Source organism: Variovorax sp. AC194 (assembly GCF_979257995.1).
The window spans coordinates 358840-375182 of sequence record NZ_OZ409823.1 but is presented as its reverse complement, the minus strand read 5'-3'; the positions used below and the strand labels follow the sequence as shown (position 1 = coordinate 375182).

18 protein-coding genes are annotated in these 16343 nt (G+C 66.9%); 4 read left to right on the top strand and 14 right to left on the bottom strand.

Features of this window, described 5'->3' with window-relative positions; translation table 11 throughout:
- Nucleotides 1-127: 127 nt before the first annotated feature.
- The 7 genes from ACZYRS_RS01800 to sucC form a co-directional block, all read right to left on the bottom strand.
- On the bottom strand, nt 128-931 hold the full coding sequence (locus tag ACZYRS_RS01800; RefSeq protein WP_463417903.1) for a 3',5'-cyclic-nucleotide phosphodiesterase: 804 nt from the start codon (nt 929-931) through the stop codon (nt 128-130).
- A 29-nt stretch (nt 932-960) separates the two neighbouring features.
- On the bottom strand, nt 961-3207 hold the full coding sequence (locus tag ACZYRS_RS01795) for a CHASE2 domain-containing protein (RefSeq protein ID WP_463417902.1): 2247 nt from the start codon (nt 3205-3207) through the stop codon (nt 961-963).
- A gap of 48 nt (nt 3208-3255) precedes the next feature.
- On the bottom strand, nt 3256-3924 hold the full coding sequence (locus ACZYRS_RS01790; protein WP_198785363.1) for an FHA domain-containing protein: 669 nt from the start codon (nt 3922-3924) through the stop codon (nt 3256-3258).
- 66 nt (nt 3925-3990) lie between these two features.
- The gene (locus ACZYRS_RS01785) at nt 3991-4800 is read right to left on the bottom strand and encodes a Stp1/IreP family PP2C-type Ser/Thr phosphatase (RefSeq protein WP_463417901.1); all 810 of its coding nucleotides are present in this window, start codon (nt 4798-4800) and stop codon (nt 3991-3993) included.
- A gap of 28 nt (nt 4801-4828) precedes the next feature.
- Nucleotides 4829-5512: a TerC family protein gene (locus tag ACZYRS_RS01780; protein ID WP_463417900.1), complete on the bottom strand. Its 684-nt coding sequence runs from the start codon at nt 5510-5512 to the stop codon at nt 4829-4831.
- A gap of 118 nt (nt 5513-5630) precedes the next feature.
- Nucleotides 5631-6524: a succinate--CoA ligase subunit alpha gene (gene sucD / locus ACZYRS_RS01775; RefSeq protein ID WP_013544258.1), complete on the bottom strand. Its 894-nt coding sequence runs from the start codon at nt 6522-6524 to the stop codon at nt 5631-5633.
- Between the two features lie 10 nt (nt 6525-6534).
- Nucleotides 6535-7701, bottom strand: a complete 1167-nt coding sequence (gene sucC / locus ACZYRS_RS01770; protein WP_198785366.1) for an ADP-forming succinate--CoA ligase subunit beta — start codon at nt 7699-7701, stop codon at nt 6535-6537.
- 206 nt (nt 7702-7907) lie between these two features.
- On the opposite strand from sucC, the gene argC reads away from it, so the two are divergent.
- Entirely contained in the window at nt 7908-8831 is a 924-nt protein-coding gene (gene argC / locus ACZYRS_RS01765) for an N-acetyl-gamma-glutamyl-phosphate reductase (RefSeq protein WP_463417899.1), read from the top strand.
- 21 nt (nt 8832-8852) lie between these two features.
- Here the strand turns inward: argC and ACZYRS_RS01760 are convergent, their stop codons facing one another.
- The 4 genes from ACZYRS_RS01760 to recA form a co-directional block, all read right to left on the bottom strand.
- Nucleotides 8853-9581 (bottom strand): hypothetical protein, encoded by a 729-nt coding sequence (locus ACZYRS_RS01760; RefSeq protein ID WP_198785368.1) that lies wholly within the window; start codon nt 9579-9581, stop codon nt 8853-8855.
- A 104-nt stretch (nt 9582-9685) separates the two neighbouring features.
- Nucleotides 9686-10120 (bottom strand): SRPBCC family protein, encoded by a 435-nt coding sequence (locus ACZYRS_RS01755; RefSeq protein WP_463417898.1) that lies wholly within the window; start codon nt 10118-10120, stop codon nt 9686-9688.
- Nucleotides 10098-10562, bottom strand: coding sequence for a recombination regulator RecX (gene recX, locus ACZYRS_RS01750; RefSeq protein WP_463417897.1), 465 nt, complete (start codon nt 10560-10562; stop codon nt 10098-10100). The genes ACZYRS_RS01755 and recX overlap by 23 nt, the downstream gene beginning before the upstream one ends.
- Before the next feature lie 51 nt (nt 10563-10613).
- Nucleotides 10614-11723 carry a recombinase RecA gene (gene recA / locus ACZYRS_RS01745; protein ID WP_176661221.1) on the bottom strand — a complete coding sequence of 370 codons (1110 nt, stop codon included), beginning with the start codon at nt 11721-11723 and terminating at the stop codon, nt 10614-10616.
- A gap of 147 nt (nt 11724-11870) precedes the next feature.
- Here recA and ACZYRS_RS01740 point away from each other — a divergent pair, with 147 nt between their 5' ends.
- The 3 genes from ACZYRS_RS01740 to ACZYRS_RS01730 all read left to right on the top strand — a co-directional run bounded on the left by ACZYRS_RS01740 (nt 11871) and on the right by ACZYRS_RS01730 (nt 14620).
- Complete coding sequence (locus ACZYRS_RS01740; protein ID WP_198785372.1) at nt 11871-12356, top strand: MarR family winged helix-turn-helix transcriptional regulator; 486 nt, start codon at nt 11871-11873, stop codon at nt 12354-12356.
- Between the two features lie 64 nt (nt 12357-12420).
- The gene (locus ACZYRS_RS01735; RefSeq protein WP_176661219.1) at nt 12421-13092 is read left to right on the top strand and encodes a response regulator transcription factor; all 672 of its coding nucleotides are present in this window, start codon (nt 12421-12423) and stop codon (nt 13090-13092) included.
- Between the two features lie 85 nt (nt 13093-13177).
- Nucleotides 13178-14620, top strand: coding sequence for a sensor histidine kinase (locus tag ACZYRS_RS01730; protein WP_198785373.1), 1443 nt, complete (start codon nt 13178-13180; stop codon nt 14618-14620).
- A gap of 15 nt (nt 14621-14635) precedes the next feature.
- Here ACZYRS_RS01730 and ACZYRS_RS01725 read toward each other — a convergent pair whose 3' ends face one another.
- Genes ACZYRS_RS01725 through ACZYRS_RS01715 form a run of 3 tightly spaced genes read right to left on the bottom strand, consistent with a single transcriptional unit; the run spans nt 14636 to nt 16284 of the window.
- On the bottom strand, nt 14636-14833 hold the full coding sequence (locus ACZYRS_RS01725) for a sporulation protein (protein ID WP_463417896.1): 198 nt from the start codon (nt 14831-14833) through the stop codon (nt 14636-14638).
- A 9-nt stretch (nt 14834-14842) separates the two neighbouring features.
- Complete coding sequence (locus tag ACZYRS_RS01720) at nt 14843-15655, bottom strand: biotin--[acetyl-CoA-carboxylase] ligase (protein WP_463417895.1); 813 nt, start codon at nt 15653-15655, stop codon at nt 14843-14845.
- A 2-nt stretch (nt 15656-15657) separates the two neighbouring features.
- Nucleotides 15658-16284: an SET domain-containing protein gene (locus ACZYRS_RS01715; RefSeq protein WP_463417894.1), complete on the bottom strand. Its 627-nt coding sequence runs from the start codon at nt 16282-16284 to the stop codon at nt 15658-15660.
- Nucleotides 16285-16343: the final 59 nt, after the last annotated feature.

Genomic DNA, 16343 nt, shown 5'->3' with positions numbered 1-16343 from the left:
GTTTCCTACCCTTGCAGTGACCGAATACGTCACCTTTGATCACATTCGCGTTACAGGAAGTGACACAACTTGCTTCAAGATGCTACAAGCAGTGACAAATTTGTCATGCCGCGCACCCGGCTAGGCATCAGAAAGTCAGGATCCCATCCGCCTTCAGCCAGCGAATATCCCGCTGCGCCAACCCTGCCACCTGCCGCCCGGCCAGCGTCTCGATCTGGCTCATGATTTCTTCGGTTTCCGCCGGCTTGGTGTGGGTGATGTAGATCGGGTATTCCTTGCCCGGATCGATGTGCGCCAGCTCATCGGCCAGTACTGCGGGCGACAGGTGCAGGCTGCGCTCGGCCAGCGCCTGCTCGCGGCTGCTGAAGGCCGTCTCTATGACCAGCATCGCCACGTCGAGCGCGTTGACGCGATCCCAGAAGGGCGCGTTGCGCTCGGTGTCTCCGCTGAAGACCCAATGGGCGCCGCCGGTGGCGCGGCGCACGGCGAAGCCGCAGGCCGGCACGGTGTGCACGGCCGGCAGGACCTCGATCAGCTTGGGGGCGACGGTGCCCAGTTGCAGCATCTGCCCGACCGAGATGTCGTGGAAGCTCACGAACGGCGCCTCGGGGCTCGGGATGCTCTCGAAATCGGGCCAGATGACGTTGTTGAACACGTGCGCGCGCAGCGCCTCGATGGTCGCGCGCAGCGCATGCACGCGCAGCGGCTGGGTGCGGCGGCTGCCCACGGCGTCGAGCATCAGGGGCAGGGCGGCGATGTGGTCCAGGTGGCTGTGCGTGAGGACGACGTCGTCGATGCGCGCCATCTCGTCGAGGGTGAGATCGCCGACGCCGGTGCCCGCATCGACGAGCAGGTCCGTGTCGACCAGGAACGAGGTCGTGCGGCAGTCTTTGGCGATGGCGCCTGAGCAACCCAGCACACGAACCTGCATTGTGAGAGACCCCTCGTCTGCGTCTGTCGTCATTTGGTTTCGAACCGGGTTGCGCCGTCCCAGCTCGGGTCTTGCGGACGCAACGCCATCGAGGCTAATCGCTGCGCGTAGAGCTGGTAAAGGACTTTTTTCGCATCCGCGGCGAGCAGGGGGGCGAGCAAGTTCCGGCCCATGGCCCAATCCTGCCGGCGGTAAGCCGCGAGCACCTGCGCCCACCGCTGGAGCTGCCCCGTGCGCTGCGCCGCAATGGCTGCTTCCGTGGTGAGCGGCGTAAAAACGGCAACGGCTTGTGCCTTGCCTTTGACGAGCACGCTGTCCAGCTCCTGCCAGGTGTAGTCGGGGGTCAGGTCGCGCGTCGTTCCGCTGGCCACGATCTCCACCCCGTAGTGCCCGCTGAGGCCCTCCAGGCGCGACGCGAGATTGACCGCGTCGCCCACCACCGTGTAGCTGCGGCGCGCGGCCGAGCCCATGTCGCCGACGCTCATCACGCCGCTGTTGATGCCGATGCCCACGCTGATTTCGGGGCGTCCACCCGCGCGGTGAAGGTGGTTCATGTCGCGCACGGCATCGGCCATGTCGAGCGCCGCGCGCACGGCCAGCGCGGCGTGGTCGGGGGTGTCTATCGGCGCGCCCCAGAAGGCCATGACGCAATCGCCCATGTACTTGTCGACGGTGCCGCGGTGCGCGCTGATCACGTTGGTGAGGCGGCTGAAAACGGTGTTCAGGAAAGCCTGCAGTTCAGCCGGCGTCATCTGCTCCGAGAGGCGCGTGAAGTCGCGCATGTCGCAGAACAGCACGGTCATTTCCTTGCTCTCGGCGCGCATGCTGTAGCGGCCGGGGCGCTGGAGCATTTCGTTGACCAGTTGCGGCGGCACGTAGGTGCCGAAGAGCCGCACCAGCCCGCGCCGCGTGCGCGACTCGATGAAGTAGCCCCAGCTCATGTTGAGCGCGAAGGCCAGCGCCACCATGACGAGCGCCGACGCGAGCGGCAGCACGAGGCTGTGGCTCGCATAGAGCCAGGTGTTGAGCGCAACCAGCACCGCGGCCGTTCCCGCGCCCAGCAGCACGGCCCGCGGTGCCGACAGCAGCGACAGCCCGAGCACCAGCACAAGCCCCGCGACGAGCACCGTCAGCACCTCGTAGCCGGGCGCGTAGTCCGGCACGGCGAGCAGGCGGTGATCGAGCAGGCCCGAGACGATGTTGGCGTGCACCTCGACACCCGGAAACGCCGCGCCGACGGGCGTCGCGCGCAGGTCCTGCAGGCCCGGCGCGGTCGCGCCCATGAGCACGATCTTGTCCTTCAGCTCGCCGGGCGCGAGCCGGCCTTCGACCACATCGGCGGCGGCCACGTAGCGGAACGAGCCGCCGTTCGCGCCGCCGGGTCCGCGAAACGGCACCTGCATGCTGGCGGTCTGGTCGACGGGGATGCGCAGGCGCCCGATCGCGAGCGATTCGAGCTGCGGCGCGGCGCCCGGCGCCAGGAGCGGGCGCACCGGCGGCGACCCGTTCGCGAGCCTGTAGACGGCCAGGCCCAGCGATTCGTAGTAGCCCGGCTGCGCGTGCTCGCCCTCGTAGCGCGCGATGAGCGGCGCGCTGCGAATGGCGCCGTCGCCGGTCTCGCCGACCAGCGTGTTGAGGAATCCCGCGGCGGGCGCGGCCTGCGCCAGCATCGGCAGGCTGGCGCCGAAACCGTTCCAGCCCGTGGCATAGACGGCGCCTGCCGGGAAGGTGTCAGGCGGCAGCAGCGGCGTCGCCGGCAACTGCCCTTTCGCGCTCGGCACCGGCGTCCGGGTGAAGTAGTAGCCGAGCGCGACGCGCCGGTTGCGCAGCGCCCCGGCGAAGGTGATGTCGTGGTCCAGCGTGGGCGCGAGCCGTTCGATTTCGGCGGCCAGCCCCGGCATGTTGCGCAGCGGCCCGCTCGCGATCTGGCGCAGCCTGTCGGTGCTGGAACTGCGGTCGGGCTCCAGGAACATGACGTCGAATCCGAGCACGGCCACCTGCTGGCGGACCAGGAGCTCGGTCGTGAGGCGCGCCATGGTGTCGCGCGCCCAGGGCCATTGCCCCTGGCGCGCGAGGCTCGCATCGTCGACGTCGACGATCACCACGCGCGTGTCCAGCGTCCGAGGCATGGTGGCGCGCAGGCGGATGTCGTAGATCAGGTGATCCAGGCGCTCCAGCGCCGTCAGCGGCCAGATGCCGGTGGCGTGCGCCAGCGCCAGCAGAACCGGCAGCAGCGTGATGGCAATGCGCGGCCAGTGCCGCCGCAGCGCGTTCATGCGGTCTCGCTCAGGCGGCCTGCGCTGCGCCGGGAAAAGGGAAAAGGCTCAGACCCGGACGAACTGCATGCGCGTGGCGCCGCCGAGTTCGAGCACGTCGCGCTCCTGCAAGGCGACGGCGTCGGTGCCGAGCACCGCGCCGTTGAGCGTGACGTTGCCCATGACGCTGGCGGCCACGTAGCCCTGCCGGCGGCGCGTGACGACCGCGACGGCCACGCCGGGCTTGCCGATGGTGGTGACCACCTTCTGCAGGGGCACGTCCTGCGCGTCCTGGCCATCCGGGTTGTTCCCGCTACCGGAGAGTACGCGAAGCATTGGGATGCCCAGCTCGATGAGCGCGCCCGATTCCGTGGGCGCCGACGAGAGCGGAATGGCGGTGGAGAACTCGCCCGGGGCACTGCGCGCGGAGCCGGGGCCGATGGCCAGGTTGCTGCGGGCGCGAAAGTGGATGCGGCAACCACCGACCTCGACGACGTCGTTGTCCTTGAGCGTCTGCTTCTGGACGGCCAGCGCGTTGACGTAGGTGCCGTTGGTGCTGTTGAGATCTTCAATTTGGACTTCGCCACCGCTCATGTGCAGCACGGCATGCTCGCCGCTGACCGCCAGATTGTCGATCACGATGTCGTTGTAGGCGCGCCGGCCCAGCGTCGTGCGGTCCTTGGCGAGCGCCACTTGTCCGATGACCACGCCATCGACCGAAATGATCATCTTCGGCATTGCCGGCTCCCCAAGTGCAAAACTGTATCGAGCGCAAGCGGGACGGCTGGTTGCCGCCGAGGCCTGCTACCTGGCCATCCGGGACGTGTCGCCAACGTCCGCCCTTGCCAGAACAACCGAAATGTTGTCCCGGCCGCCATTGTCGTTTGCAATTGCAACCAAAAGTTGTGCTTTTTTCTGAAGGCCGACATCGTGTCCTAAAAGCGTGAAAAGCTGCGCATCCGTGATCATCTCGCTCAGCCCATCGGAGCAAAGCATATAGAGATCGCCGGGTCTTGCAGTGTGTTCATGCATCTCCAGCAAGACTTGGGCCTCCACGCCGACCGCCCGGGTCACGAGGTTTCGGGTGGGCGAATTCAGCGCTTCCTCGGGGGTGATCGCGCCGGCATCGAGCTGCTGCTGGCGCAGCGAATGGTCGCGCGTGAGCAATTCCAGCTTGTTGTTGCGCAGGCGATAGCAGCGCGAGTCGCCGATGTGACCGACCAAGACGCGCTGCGGCCGGAAAGCCGCCAGCACCAGCGTCGTTCCCATGCCCTGCAGTTCCGCGTTGGTCGTGCCGGCATGCAGGATCGATGCGTTGGCCTCGTCCGTGGCGGCCTGCAGCGCACGGCGAACCACGCGCGCCGGCGCCTGGAGCCCGGCCTGGGCGAACCAGCGGGCGAAGCTGGCGTGCAGCAGCGAGACGGCCATGGCGCTGGCCACCTCGCCGCCCTTGTACCCGCCCATGCCGTCGGCCAGCACGGCCAGCCCGAGTTCGGGGTCGACGTGCACGGCGTCTTCGTTGTGGGCACGCACGCGCCCGGTGTCGGTCAGCGCCGCGAACTCCCAGCACAGCGCCGGGCGGCTCGAAAAAAGGGAAGCGCCGACGCTCGCCATGGTCTGAAGGCGTCGGCCGAGCGAACGCTCAGTGGGCAGCGGCGTGGGAACGCCGTTGCAGCAGGCGGCCCACGGCCACGACGAACACCGCACCGGCCGCAGCCGCTGCATAGTGCAACCAGGGGTTGGCCACCAGCACGTCGCGCAACGCGACGTCGCTCACGATGGTTTCGCCGCCGACCCAGCCGATCAGTGCGGCACCCAGCATGACGATGATCGGAAAGCGTTCCATGAGCTTGATCATGAGGGTGCTGCCGAAGATGACCAAGGGAATGCTGATCGCCAGGCCCAGGATCAGCAGAACCATGCTGCCCTGTGCGGCGGCAGCCACGGCGATCACGTTGTCCAGGCTCATCACCAGGTCGGCCAGGAGGATGGTGCGCACCGCGGCCATCATGCTGCCGTATTCCTTGGATTCGCCCTCGCCGTCGTCTTCTTCGCCCAGGAGCTGCAGGCCGATCCACAGCAGCAGGATGCCGCCGATGACCTGAAGGTACGGCAGCGCCAGCAGCTTGGCGGCCACCACCGTCAGCACGATCCGCAGCACCACGGCCGCGCCCGAGCCGAACAGCACGGCCTTTTTCTGCTGCGCGGGCGGCAGCGAGCGCGCCGCCATGGCGATCACCACGGCGTTGTCGCCCGAAAGAATGATGTTGATCCAGATGATCTTGACCAGACCGATCCAGAAATCTGTGCTTTGAAGGAGTTCCATGTCTCTGATCCCACTGTGTTTTATTTGAAAAAAGCGCCCGCAATCGAGTGCGGGCGCTTTTTTATTTCTGTGGTCCTCGCATGACCCGGCTCTGTGGCCGGTGTCCTGCAGCCGTCTCTTACAGCTTGGCCTTGAGCAGCTTGGCCAGTTCGGAGAAGTTGCGCGTCACGGTGAAGCCGCACTCTTCCATGATGGCGAGCTTGGCATCGGCCGTGTCGGCGCCGCCCGAGATCAGCGCGCCGGCGTGGCCCATGCGCTTGCCGGGAGGGGCGGTGACACCGGCGATGAAGCCGACGACCGGCTTCTTCATGTGTTCCTTGCACCAGCGGGCTGCGTCGGCTTCGTCGGGGCCGCCGATTTCGCCGATCATGATGACGGCGTCGGTGTCCGGATCGTCGTTGAAGGCCTTCATCACGTCGATGTGCTTCAGACCGTTGATCGGGTCGCCGCCGATGCCCACTGCCGACGATTGGCCGAGGCCGATTTCGGTCAGCTGAGCCACGGCTTCGTACGTCAGCGTGCCCGAGCGCGAGACCACACCGATGCGGCCCTTGCGGTGGATGTGGCCGGGCATGATGCCGATCTTGATTTCGTCGGGCGTGATGAGGCCGGGGCAGTTCGGGCCCAGCAGCAGCGTCTTCTTGCCGCCGGCCGCTTCCTTGGCCTTCATCTTGTTGCGCACTTCGAGCATGTCGCGAACCGGGATGCCTTCGGTGATGCAGATTGCCAGGTCCAGGTCGGCCTCGACGGCTTCCCAGATGGCGGCCGCGGCGCCTGCCGGCGGCACGTAGATTACCGAGACGGTGGCGCCGGTCTGCGAAGCGGCTTCTTTCACCGAGCCGAAGATCGGGATGTTGAAGATCGACTCGCCGGCCTTCTTCGGGTTCACGCCCGCCACGAAGGCGTTCTTGCCGTTCGCGTATTCCTGGCACTTCTCGGTGTGGAACTGGCCGGTCTTGCCGGTGATGCCTTGCGTGATGACTTTGGTGTCTTTGTTGATATAGATCGACATGACTTGTTCCTTAGGCCTTCTTGACTGCTGCGACGACCTTCTGGGCCGCGTCCGCCATGGTGTCGGCGCTGATGATCGGCAGGCCCGAATCGGCCAGCAGCTTCTTGCCTTCGACTTCGTTGGTGCCCTTCATGCGCACGACCAGCGGCACTTGCAGGTTCACGGCCTTGCAGGCCGCGATCACGCCGGTGGCGATGGTGTCGCACTTCATGATGCCGCCGAAGATGTTCACGAGGATGGCTTCCACGTTCTTGTTCTTCAGCATGATCTTGAAGGCTTCGGTGACCTTCTCGGGGGTGGCGCCGCCGCCCACGTCCAGGAAGTTGGCCGGCTCGCCGCCGAACAGCTTGATGGTGTCCATGGTGGCCATGGCCAGGCCCGCGCCGTTCACCAGGCAACCGATGTTGCCGTCCAGCGAGATGTAGGCCAGGTCGAACTTGGAGGCTTCCACTTCGGCTGCGTCTTCCTCGTCCAGGTCGCGCAGCGCGACGATGTCGGGGTGGCGGAACAGCGCGTTGCTGTCGAAGTTGAACTTGGCGTCCAGCGCCATGACGTTGCCCTTGCTGTCACGGTTGAGCGGGTTGATCTCGACCAGCGAGGCGTCCGTCTCCATGTAGCAGGTGTAGAGCTTCTTCAGGATGTCGACCGTCTGGGCGGTCGAGTCAGCCGGCATGCCGATGCCGTCGGCGATCTGCTTGGCCTGTTCGTCGGTCAGGCCCTTTTCGGGGTCCGCGAACACCGTGATGATCTTCTCGGGCGAGGAGTGGGCCACTTCCTCGATGTCCATGCCGCCTTCGCTCGAAGCGATGAAGGCCACCTTCTGGGTGGCGCGGTCGGTCACGGCCGAGACGTAGTATTCCTTGTTGATGTCGGCGCCATCTTCGATGTAGAGGCGGCGCACCTTCTGGCCTTCGGGGCCGGTCTGGTGGGTCTTGAGCTGCATGCCGAGGATTTCACCGGCGAGCTTCTTGACGTCTTCGATCGACTTGGCGACCTTGACGCCGCCGCCCTTGCCGCGGCCACCCGCGTGGATCTGGGCCTTGACGACCCAGACCGGGCCTCCAAGCTTCTGGGCGGCTTCGACAGCCTCCTGAACCGTATAGGCCGGGATGCCGCGCGGCACCGGCACGCCGAACTTGGCAAGGATTTCCTTGCCTTGGTACTCGTGAATCTTCATGAGGGATGTCTCTCGGAAGGAGGAGGTTGAGAACGGGAGATCTGGGGTCTGAGGCTTCTTTGGCTCTGTTGCTCGCGGGCGACGGCAGCCTGACGGCTGGGGGCGGCGAACAACCGCGGACTGTATCATGGTGCGCCGCACCAATACTCGACGTGCGGTTGCGGTCAATACGTACTTTCTTCTAGTCACTCTACGCACACTCCGATATGGCCAAGGTTTTCATCGACGGCGAAGCCGGCACCACCGGCCTTCAGATTCGCGAGCGGTTGCAGACGATGCCGAACATCGAGCTCGTGAGCATCGCGCCCGAGCTTCGAAAAGACGTGAACGCCAAGCGCGAGCTGATGGCCGGCGTCGACCTCGTGGTGCTGTGCCTCCACGACGACGCGGCCCGCGAGTCGGTCGCCCTGATCGACCAGCTCTCTGGCAAGAAACCCAAGATCATCGACGCCTCCACCGCGCACCGCGTGGCGCCCGGCTGGGTGTTCGGCTTTCCCGAACTGGTCCAAGGTCACTGGCAGGCCGTGGCAAAGGCCGACCGCGTGGGCAACCCCGGCTGCTATGCGACCGGCGCCATCGCCATCGTGCGTCCGCTGGTCGACGCGGGCATCCTGCCCGTCGACTTCCCGGTGTCGCTCCCTTCGGTGAGCGGCTATTCGGGCGGCGGGCGAGCCATGATCGAGGAGTACGAGGGCGGCAAGGCGCCGCTGTTCGAGACCTACGCGCTGGGCCTGAAGCACAAGCACATTCCCGAAATCATGAAGTACACCGGCCTCACGCGCCGCCCCGTCTTCATTCCCTCGGTGGGCAATTTCAAGCAGGGCATGCTGGTGCAGTTGCCGCTGCATCTGGACCTTCTGCCCGGCAAGCCGAAGTCCGGCGACCTGCAGGACGCGCTCGCCGCGCACTACGCGCGCAGCAACACGCCCGAGCAGTTCGTGAAGGTGCTGCCGCCCACCGAGAACGGCAAGCTCGATGCGCTGGCGCTAAACGACACCAACGAGCTCGAGATCCGCGTGTTCCCGAACGAAGACCACCGCCATGCCGTGGTGATCGCGCGCCTGGACAACCTCGGCAAGGGCGCCAGCGGCGCCGCGGTGCAGAACCTGAAGCTGATGCTGGCGCTCTGAGCGCCACGCACCTTTTCCGTCTTACCTGACGAGCCAGAGGCCCACGCCCAGCAACACGGCGTGCGCGCCCAGCGCGATGTAGAGCGGCTTGCGCGACGGCGTCGACATCTCCTGCAGCGTCTCGTTGATGCGGCGCGTGAGCAGTGCGCGCAGGGCCGGGTCTTGCGCCGCGCCCTCCCCCGCCACCGGCTCGCCATGTTCGACGCGGCCTTGCTGCCACTCGGCCAGCATGTCGCTCAATGGCAGGCGGTTCACCACGAACGCCACCACCGACCGCACCGCCCTGCCCTCGCCCAGCACCGGTGCGAGCTGCTTGGTCAACGCATCGACCGACAGCCAGTCGGCCGTGCGCTGCAGCGCGCCGTGCGTGCGCGGCATCGCCTCGATGCGGCCCGCGACAGCGCCCGCCAAACGCTGCGACACCGCCTCGCCACGCGCCGCGACCAGGTGCTGCATCGCCTTGGCGCGCCCCTGCTGCACGCCCAGCATCGCGTAGACGACCACGAACAGCAGCAGCAGCACCGCGACCAGCACCGGCGGCGAGGTGACGAGCGCCACGATGGCGCCCGCACCACCGGCCCGCGCCGCCGGATTGCCGGGCCCGTTCAGCTGGCTCAGGTAGAAAAAGAAGACACCGCCACCGAGCACGATGCCCAGCAGCACGCCCTTGATGACCGAGCCGGCGAAGCTGAGGCCGGCCTTGGCGCCGGTGCGGACGAGAGACGGTTGGCTGACAGGTTCAGATGGCATGAGGGCTCCTCCGGGATTTTTTTGGAAAACCGGCGCATGCGACGCCGGTCGCCGCAGATCATGCCATCGCCGCCCTGCCGCGCCGCACCGCAGGCGTGATCGGCTCAGCCCGCTTCGAGCAGCCGCTTGAGCGACTGCAGGTCGCGCGCGATCCACGCGGCATCGCGCTCGAAGGCCGCATCGTCCATGTGCGGCTGGCGCAGCAGCGTGAACTGCAGCTCGCAGGCATCGGGCGCCACGCCGATCACGCGGAACGGCAAATAGACCTCGGGCACGCCCTCGGGTGCGACCCAGTGGTCGAGCACGCCCAGGTCATTGGCGGGCGCGAAGCGCATGCGGGCATCGCCGCTCTCGGGCGTGCGCACGATCCAGTGGTCGCCCTGCGGCAGCAGCGCGCTCTTGGCGAGGCCACTGGCCCAGTCGGGCAGGCGCGCCGGATCGGCGGCGACCCGGTAGGCACGGCGCCACTCGCAGGCCACGCGCTGCACGATGACGCGCGACTGCGCGCCGCGGTCTTCATTCGTCTGCTGTTGGTTCATCGAAATCGCTCCTGAGCACCTTGGACACGACGGCGCCCGAGAAACCGCGCGCCATCAGGAATCGCATCTGCTTGCCCCGCTCCTTCGCATCGGCCGGCGGCGCGTCGAAGCGGCGGCGCCAGAGGGCCGTGGCGCGTTCGACCTCGGTGTCCCGCAGGCTGGCCACCGCCTCGGCGATGGCCTCGGGCGCAATGCCCTTGGCCTGCAGTTCCTGCCGCACCCGCAGCGCGCCCGACCGGGCCGCGCGCTGGTTCAGCACCGAGGCCACCACGCGCGGCTCGCTGATGAAGTCCTTGGCGACCAGTTCGTCGAGCGCCTTGGCCAGCGTGCCGGGTTCTTCTTCGTGCTTCGCGAGCTTGCGCTCCAGCTCCGCGCGCGAGTGCTCCCGCTGACTCAGGAGCCGCAGCGCGCGGCCTTTGAGGGAAGGAGCACCGAAAGCCATTCGAAGGACCAGGACCGCTCGCGCGGCCCCTGAAAGGCCGCCCGATCGAACTTACTCAGCCGCCTTGTCGGCCTTGGGCGCCTTGGCGGGCTTCTCGGCCTTCTCGGGCTCCGAGCCTGCATCGGCGGCCAGCAGCGGAATGCCCAGCGACTCGCGCACCTTGTTCTCGATCTCGCGCGACAGCTCGGGGTTCTCGCGCAGGAACTCGCGGGCGTTGTCGCGGCCCTGGCCGATCTTCTCGCCGTTGTAGGCGTACCAGGCGCCCGACTTGTCGACGATCTTGGCCGTGACGCCCATGTCGATGATTTCGCCTTCGCGGCTGATGCCCTCGCCGAACAGGATGTCGAACTCCGCCGTCTTGAACGGGGGGCTCACCTTGTTCTTCACCACCTTCACCTTGGTTTCGTTGCCGATGGCCTCGTCGCCCTTCTTGATGGTGCCGATGCGGCGGATGTCCAGGCGCACCGAGGCGTAGAACTTCAGCGCGTTGCCGCCGGTGGTGGTTTCGGGCGAACCGAACATCACGCCGATCTTCATGCGGATCTGGTTGATGAAGATGACCATGCAGTTGGTCTTCTTGATCGTGGCCGTGAGCTTGCGCAGCGCCTGGCTCATCAGGCGAGCCTGCAGGCCGGGCAGCGAGTCGCCCATTTCGCCTTCGATTTCGGCCTTGGGCGTGAGCGCGGCAACCGAGTCGATGACGATCAGGTCCACGGCGCCCGAGCGCACCAGCGAATCGACGATCTCGAGCGCCTGCTCGCCGGTGTCGGGCTGGCTGATCAGCAGGTCCGACAGGTTCACGCCGAGCTTCTGGGCGTACTGCACGTCGAGCGCGTGCTCGGCGTCGACGAAAGCGCAGGTGCCGGCCTGCTTTTGCATGGCGGCGATGACCTGCAGCGTGAGCGTGGTCTTGCCCGAGGATTCCGGGCCGTAGATCTCGATCACCCGGCCGCGCGGCAGGCCGCCGACGCCCAGGGCGATGTCCAGGCCGAGCGAGCCGGTGGAGACGACCTGGATGTCTTCCAGCGCCTCGCCTTCGCCCAGCCGCATGATCGTGCCCTTGCCGAATTGCTTTTCGATCTGGGCCAGCGCGGCTTGAAGAGCCTTGGCCTTTTCACTGTTGGCGACCGAGATGCTTGCGCCCTTGACGACTGCGTCCATGTGGAAATCTCCTTGAAAATCAACGGTTTGTGTCTGGTTTCAATCCATCTGCTTTTAATCACAGGCTGGATGCTTGAACAGTAGTGTAGGGGTTGATGGGTTTCCGTAAACCCATTTTTTAGTCAGTTTGATTTACCATCTGGTGCCATGGCCGAAGCCGCTTTCCCGACCGATCCCGACGCCTGGCGCCAGACCCACCTGGGCCGCCTGCTGGGCCATGCGATGCGCCGTTTCGACGAGCGCGTGCTGGAGCTGATGGCGCACGACGTCGATGTGCCGCTCGCCCTCTCGAACCTCGCCGCGCGCGCCCAGGTGAGCGCCGCGCACATCCACATCACCCGGCATCTGGCGCGCGAGGGTTCGCGCCTCACCGAAATGGCCGAGCGCGCCGGCATGACCAAGCAGGCGATGGGCGCGCTGGTGGACCAGTGCGAGGCCTGGGGGCTGGTCACGCGCGGGCCCGACCCGCTCGATGCGCGCGCGCGGCGCGTGCTCTTCACCGCCGACGGCCTGGCCTGGCTCGACGCCTTTCGCAGCGCCGTGACGCAGGCCGAGCGCGAGTTCCGCAGCAGCGTCGGCGACGAGATCGCCACCGTGGTAACCATCGGTCTGGAAGCCTACACAGCGGGCTAGACTCGCCCGGAGAGACAAATGTGAATGGCGCCCGCACGGCGCCCGAACCGGCCGGAGGTGGCTCATGCGAATACTGATTGCCGAAGACGACCAGGTGCTCGCCGATGCCCTGCTGCGGAGCCTGCGCACCTCGGGCGCGGCGGTCGATCATGTGGCCAACGGCTCGCAGGCCGACACCGCGCTCATGACGCACAGCGAGTTCGACCTGCTGATCCTGGACCTGGGCCTGCCCAGCCTGCACGGCATCGAGATCCTCAAGCGCCTGCGCGCCCGCGGCTCGCAACTGCCCGTGCTGGTGCTCACCGCGGCCGACAGCGTGGAAGAACGCGTCAAGGGCCTGGACCACGGCGCCGACGACTACATGGCCAAGCCCTTCAGCCTGCAGGAACTCGAGGCGCGTGTGCGCGCCCTCACTCGTCGCGGCATGGGCGCCACCAGCAACGCGATCCGCCACGGGCCATTGGTCTACGACCAGGCCGGCCGCGTGGCCACCATCGACGGCAAGATGATCGAACTCTCGGCGCGCGAGCTCGGCCTGCTCGAAGTGCTGCTGCAGCGCGCCGGCCGCCTCGTGAGCAAGGACCAATTGGTCGATCGCCTCTGCGAATGGGGCGAAGAGGTGAGCCTGAACGCGATCGAGGTCTACATCCACCGCCTGCGCAAGAAGATCGAGAAGGGCCCCGTGCGCATCGCGACGGTTCGGGGCCTGGGCTACTGCCTCGAAAAGATCCAGTGACGGTGGCGCAGCCGCCCCGCATGCGCCGAATGCACCACGTGCGCGATTTGCGCCACGTGCGCGGCATGCCGAAGGGCTCGGTCCGATGAAGTTGTTCCAGCGCGCGCAGCGCTCGTTGTTCGGCGAGATCCTCGACTGGATGCTCACGCCGCTCCTGCTGCTGGTGCCCGTGAGCATCGGCGTCACCTGGCTGGTGGCGCAGGGCATCGCCAACGCGCCGTTTGACCGCGCGCTCGAACACAACGTGAAGGCGCTGGCCGAACTGGTGACGGTGAAGGACGGGCAGACGCAGTTCGTGCTCTCGCAGCCCGCGCGCGAGATCCTGCGCGCCGACAACGCCGGCCACGTGTACTACCAGCTGCTCGACGGCCACGACACGCTGCTCAGCGGCGATCGCGAGCTCCCGATGCCCGGCCTGGACGAGCCGCTGCCCCCCGGCCAGGTCTTCCTGCACAACAGCGCCCTGCATGGCAAGGAAGTGCGCGTGGCCTCGCTGTGGATCGCCAGCGGCGTCGAAGACGTGCCGCCCACGCTGCTGCAACTGGCCGAGACGCGCGAGAAGCAGTCGGTGCTCGCCATCGAGATCATCAAGGGGGTGCTGCTGCCGCAGTTCGCGATCCTGCCGCTCGCGGTGCTGTTGATCTGGCTCGCGCTGGTGCGCGGCATCAAGCCGCTGTCGGTGGTGGAAGCGCGCATCCGCGAGCGGCGGCCCGGCGACCTGAGCCCGCTCGATGAATCGTCGGTGCCGCTCGAAGTGGTGCCGCTGGTGTCGTCGGTCAACGAGCTCTTGAACAAGCTCAACGATTCCATCGACACGCAGAAGCGCTTTCTCGCCGACGCGGCCCACCAGCTCAAGACGCCGCTCGCGGGCCTGCGCATGCAGGCCGACCTGGCGCAGCGCGAAGGGGCCAACGCCGATGAGCTCAAGCAATCGCTCAAGCAGATCGGCCGCGCCAGCGTGCGCGCCACGCACACGGTGAACCAGCTGCTCTCGCTCGCGCGCGCCGAGGGCAACAGCGCCAACACGCACCGCCAGCCCTGCGACCTCGCGCGGCTCACGATCGAGGTGGTGCGCGAAGCGGTGCCGCGCGCGATCGAAAAGCGCATCGACCTGGGCTACGACGGCGCCGAGGCCGGCGCGCCCGGCGTGATGTTCGAAGGCAACCCGACGCTGCTGAAGGAGCTGGTGCGCAACCTCGTGGACAACGCGATCAACTACACGCCCTCCACGCCCGATCACCCCGGCGTTATCACCGCGCGCGTGCTGGCCGACCCCTTCGGCCATGTGCTGCTGCTGCAGGTGGAGGACAACGGCCCGGGCATCGCCGAGTCCGACCGCGAGCTGGTGTTCGAGCCCTTCTACCGCGTGCTGGGCAACGAAGCCGACGGCTCGGGGCTGGGCCTGCCGATCGTGCGGGAGATCGCGAACCAGCACCACGCGCAGGTGAAGCTGGAGGATGCGCACCCCGGCAAGCATCCACCGGGTGCGCGCTTCACGGTGCGCTTCGAGAGCGGGGCGCTTCCGTAAGAGGGGACGGTCCGGTCAGGGCGCGGGCGCGCCCGCCTTCGCGTCCTTGCGCACCTGCACCCACTCGGGCTTGATCTGCCGCGCCATGCGCTGCGGCTCGCGCTCGTTGAGGCTCGCCGGCGCGAGGCCGAAGCCCACCAGGTCGCCGCGTGCCCACAGGAAGTAGCCGGCGTTGGCCAGCAGCAGGACGATCAATGCCAGGCGCAGTTTCATGGGTGTTGTTCAGAAAGCCATGCCGCGAGGGCGCACGCTCACTTCGTCGCTCGTGATGGTCTGCAATCCCGCGTCCGTGCGCACCTGCAACTCGCCGCTCCAGGCCACGCCTTCGCAGACACCGGCCGTGCCGTCGCTGAGCACCACCTCGCGGCCGCGCAGCACGTCGCGCGCCGCAAAGCGCTCGGCGAACTGCGCGAAGCCCTGCGCCTGGAAGGCCAACACATCGCGCACCAGCGGCTCGGCCAGTTCGCGCAGCACCTCGGGCGCGGTCGCGTCGGGGCGCCACTGGTGCAGCCAGGCGGGCGGCGTGCGCATGCCGTCGGACTCGCGCGCGCCGATGTTGATGCCGATGCCGATCACCACGTAGCGCTGCGCAGCGGGCCCGCCGGCGTGCGGCAATGCGGTTTCGATGAGGATGCCGACCAGCTTGCGGTCGTTCACCCAGATGTCGTTGGGCCACTTGAGGCCGACCTTGTGCGCGCCCGACGGGTCGAGCCCCTCGGCCACGCTGACACCTACGGCGAGCGACAGGCCCGACCAGTCGGCCGGCGCGAGCGGCAGGCCCAGCGAGAACAGGAGCGATGCCTGCGCGTCGCCCGGCTGCGCGCTCTGCCATGCGCGGCCCAGGCGCCCGCGGCCCGCGGTCTGCCGCTCGGCCACCAGCAGCACGGGCTCGGTGCGGCCGGCACGCGCGCGGCGCATCAACTCGGTGTTGGTGGAATCGATTTCGGCCACCGCCTCGACCGCGAACCCGGGCAGCAGCGGCGCCACGGACGCGGCGATCCGGTCTTCGTGCCAGGCGACCGTGGTGTTGCCCATGCTCAGTCCTTCTTGGACTTCTTCTTGTCGGTTTTTTTATCGGCCTTCTTTTCGGATTTGGCGTCCGATTTCTTATCGGCTTTCTTGGCCTCTTTTTTCTCGGCCTTTTTCTTTTCGGCCTTCTTTTTGGCCTTCTTCTTTTTTTTCTTTTCTTCGTCCTCATCCTTGGGAGTCAGCAGCGTGCCGCGGCACTGCTCGGAGCCGCACCAGCAAGGAAATTCGGACAGGAGCTTTTCCGTGTAGGGCTCGTCGATGATCAGGCCGTAGTCGTAATTGAGCTCTTCTCCTGCAGCGATGTTGCGCAGTGCCTTGATATAAACGCGCCCATCGACTTCGTCGGCCTCGCAATTCGGCTCGCACGAGTGATTGATCCACCGGGCGTCGTTGCCCTTGACGTTGCCGTCGATCACGCGGCCGTCGTCGATGTGGAAATAGAAGGTGTGGTTCGGCTGGGCCGGGTCGTGCGGATGGCGGCGCAGCGCCTCTTTCCAGTTGATGACCTCGCCCTTGTATTCGATCAGCGTTTCGCCTTCGGCCAGGTCCTGCAGGGCAAAGACGCCGTTGCCGTGGACATCCGAGCGTCGCATCTGGATGCGGCGGCCGGCGGAAAGTGGGGATTTGGAAGGCATCGCCGAAGTCTGTTAGTTTGAATATGCACACATGCGCGTGTGCGCGTGTGCACGCGGGA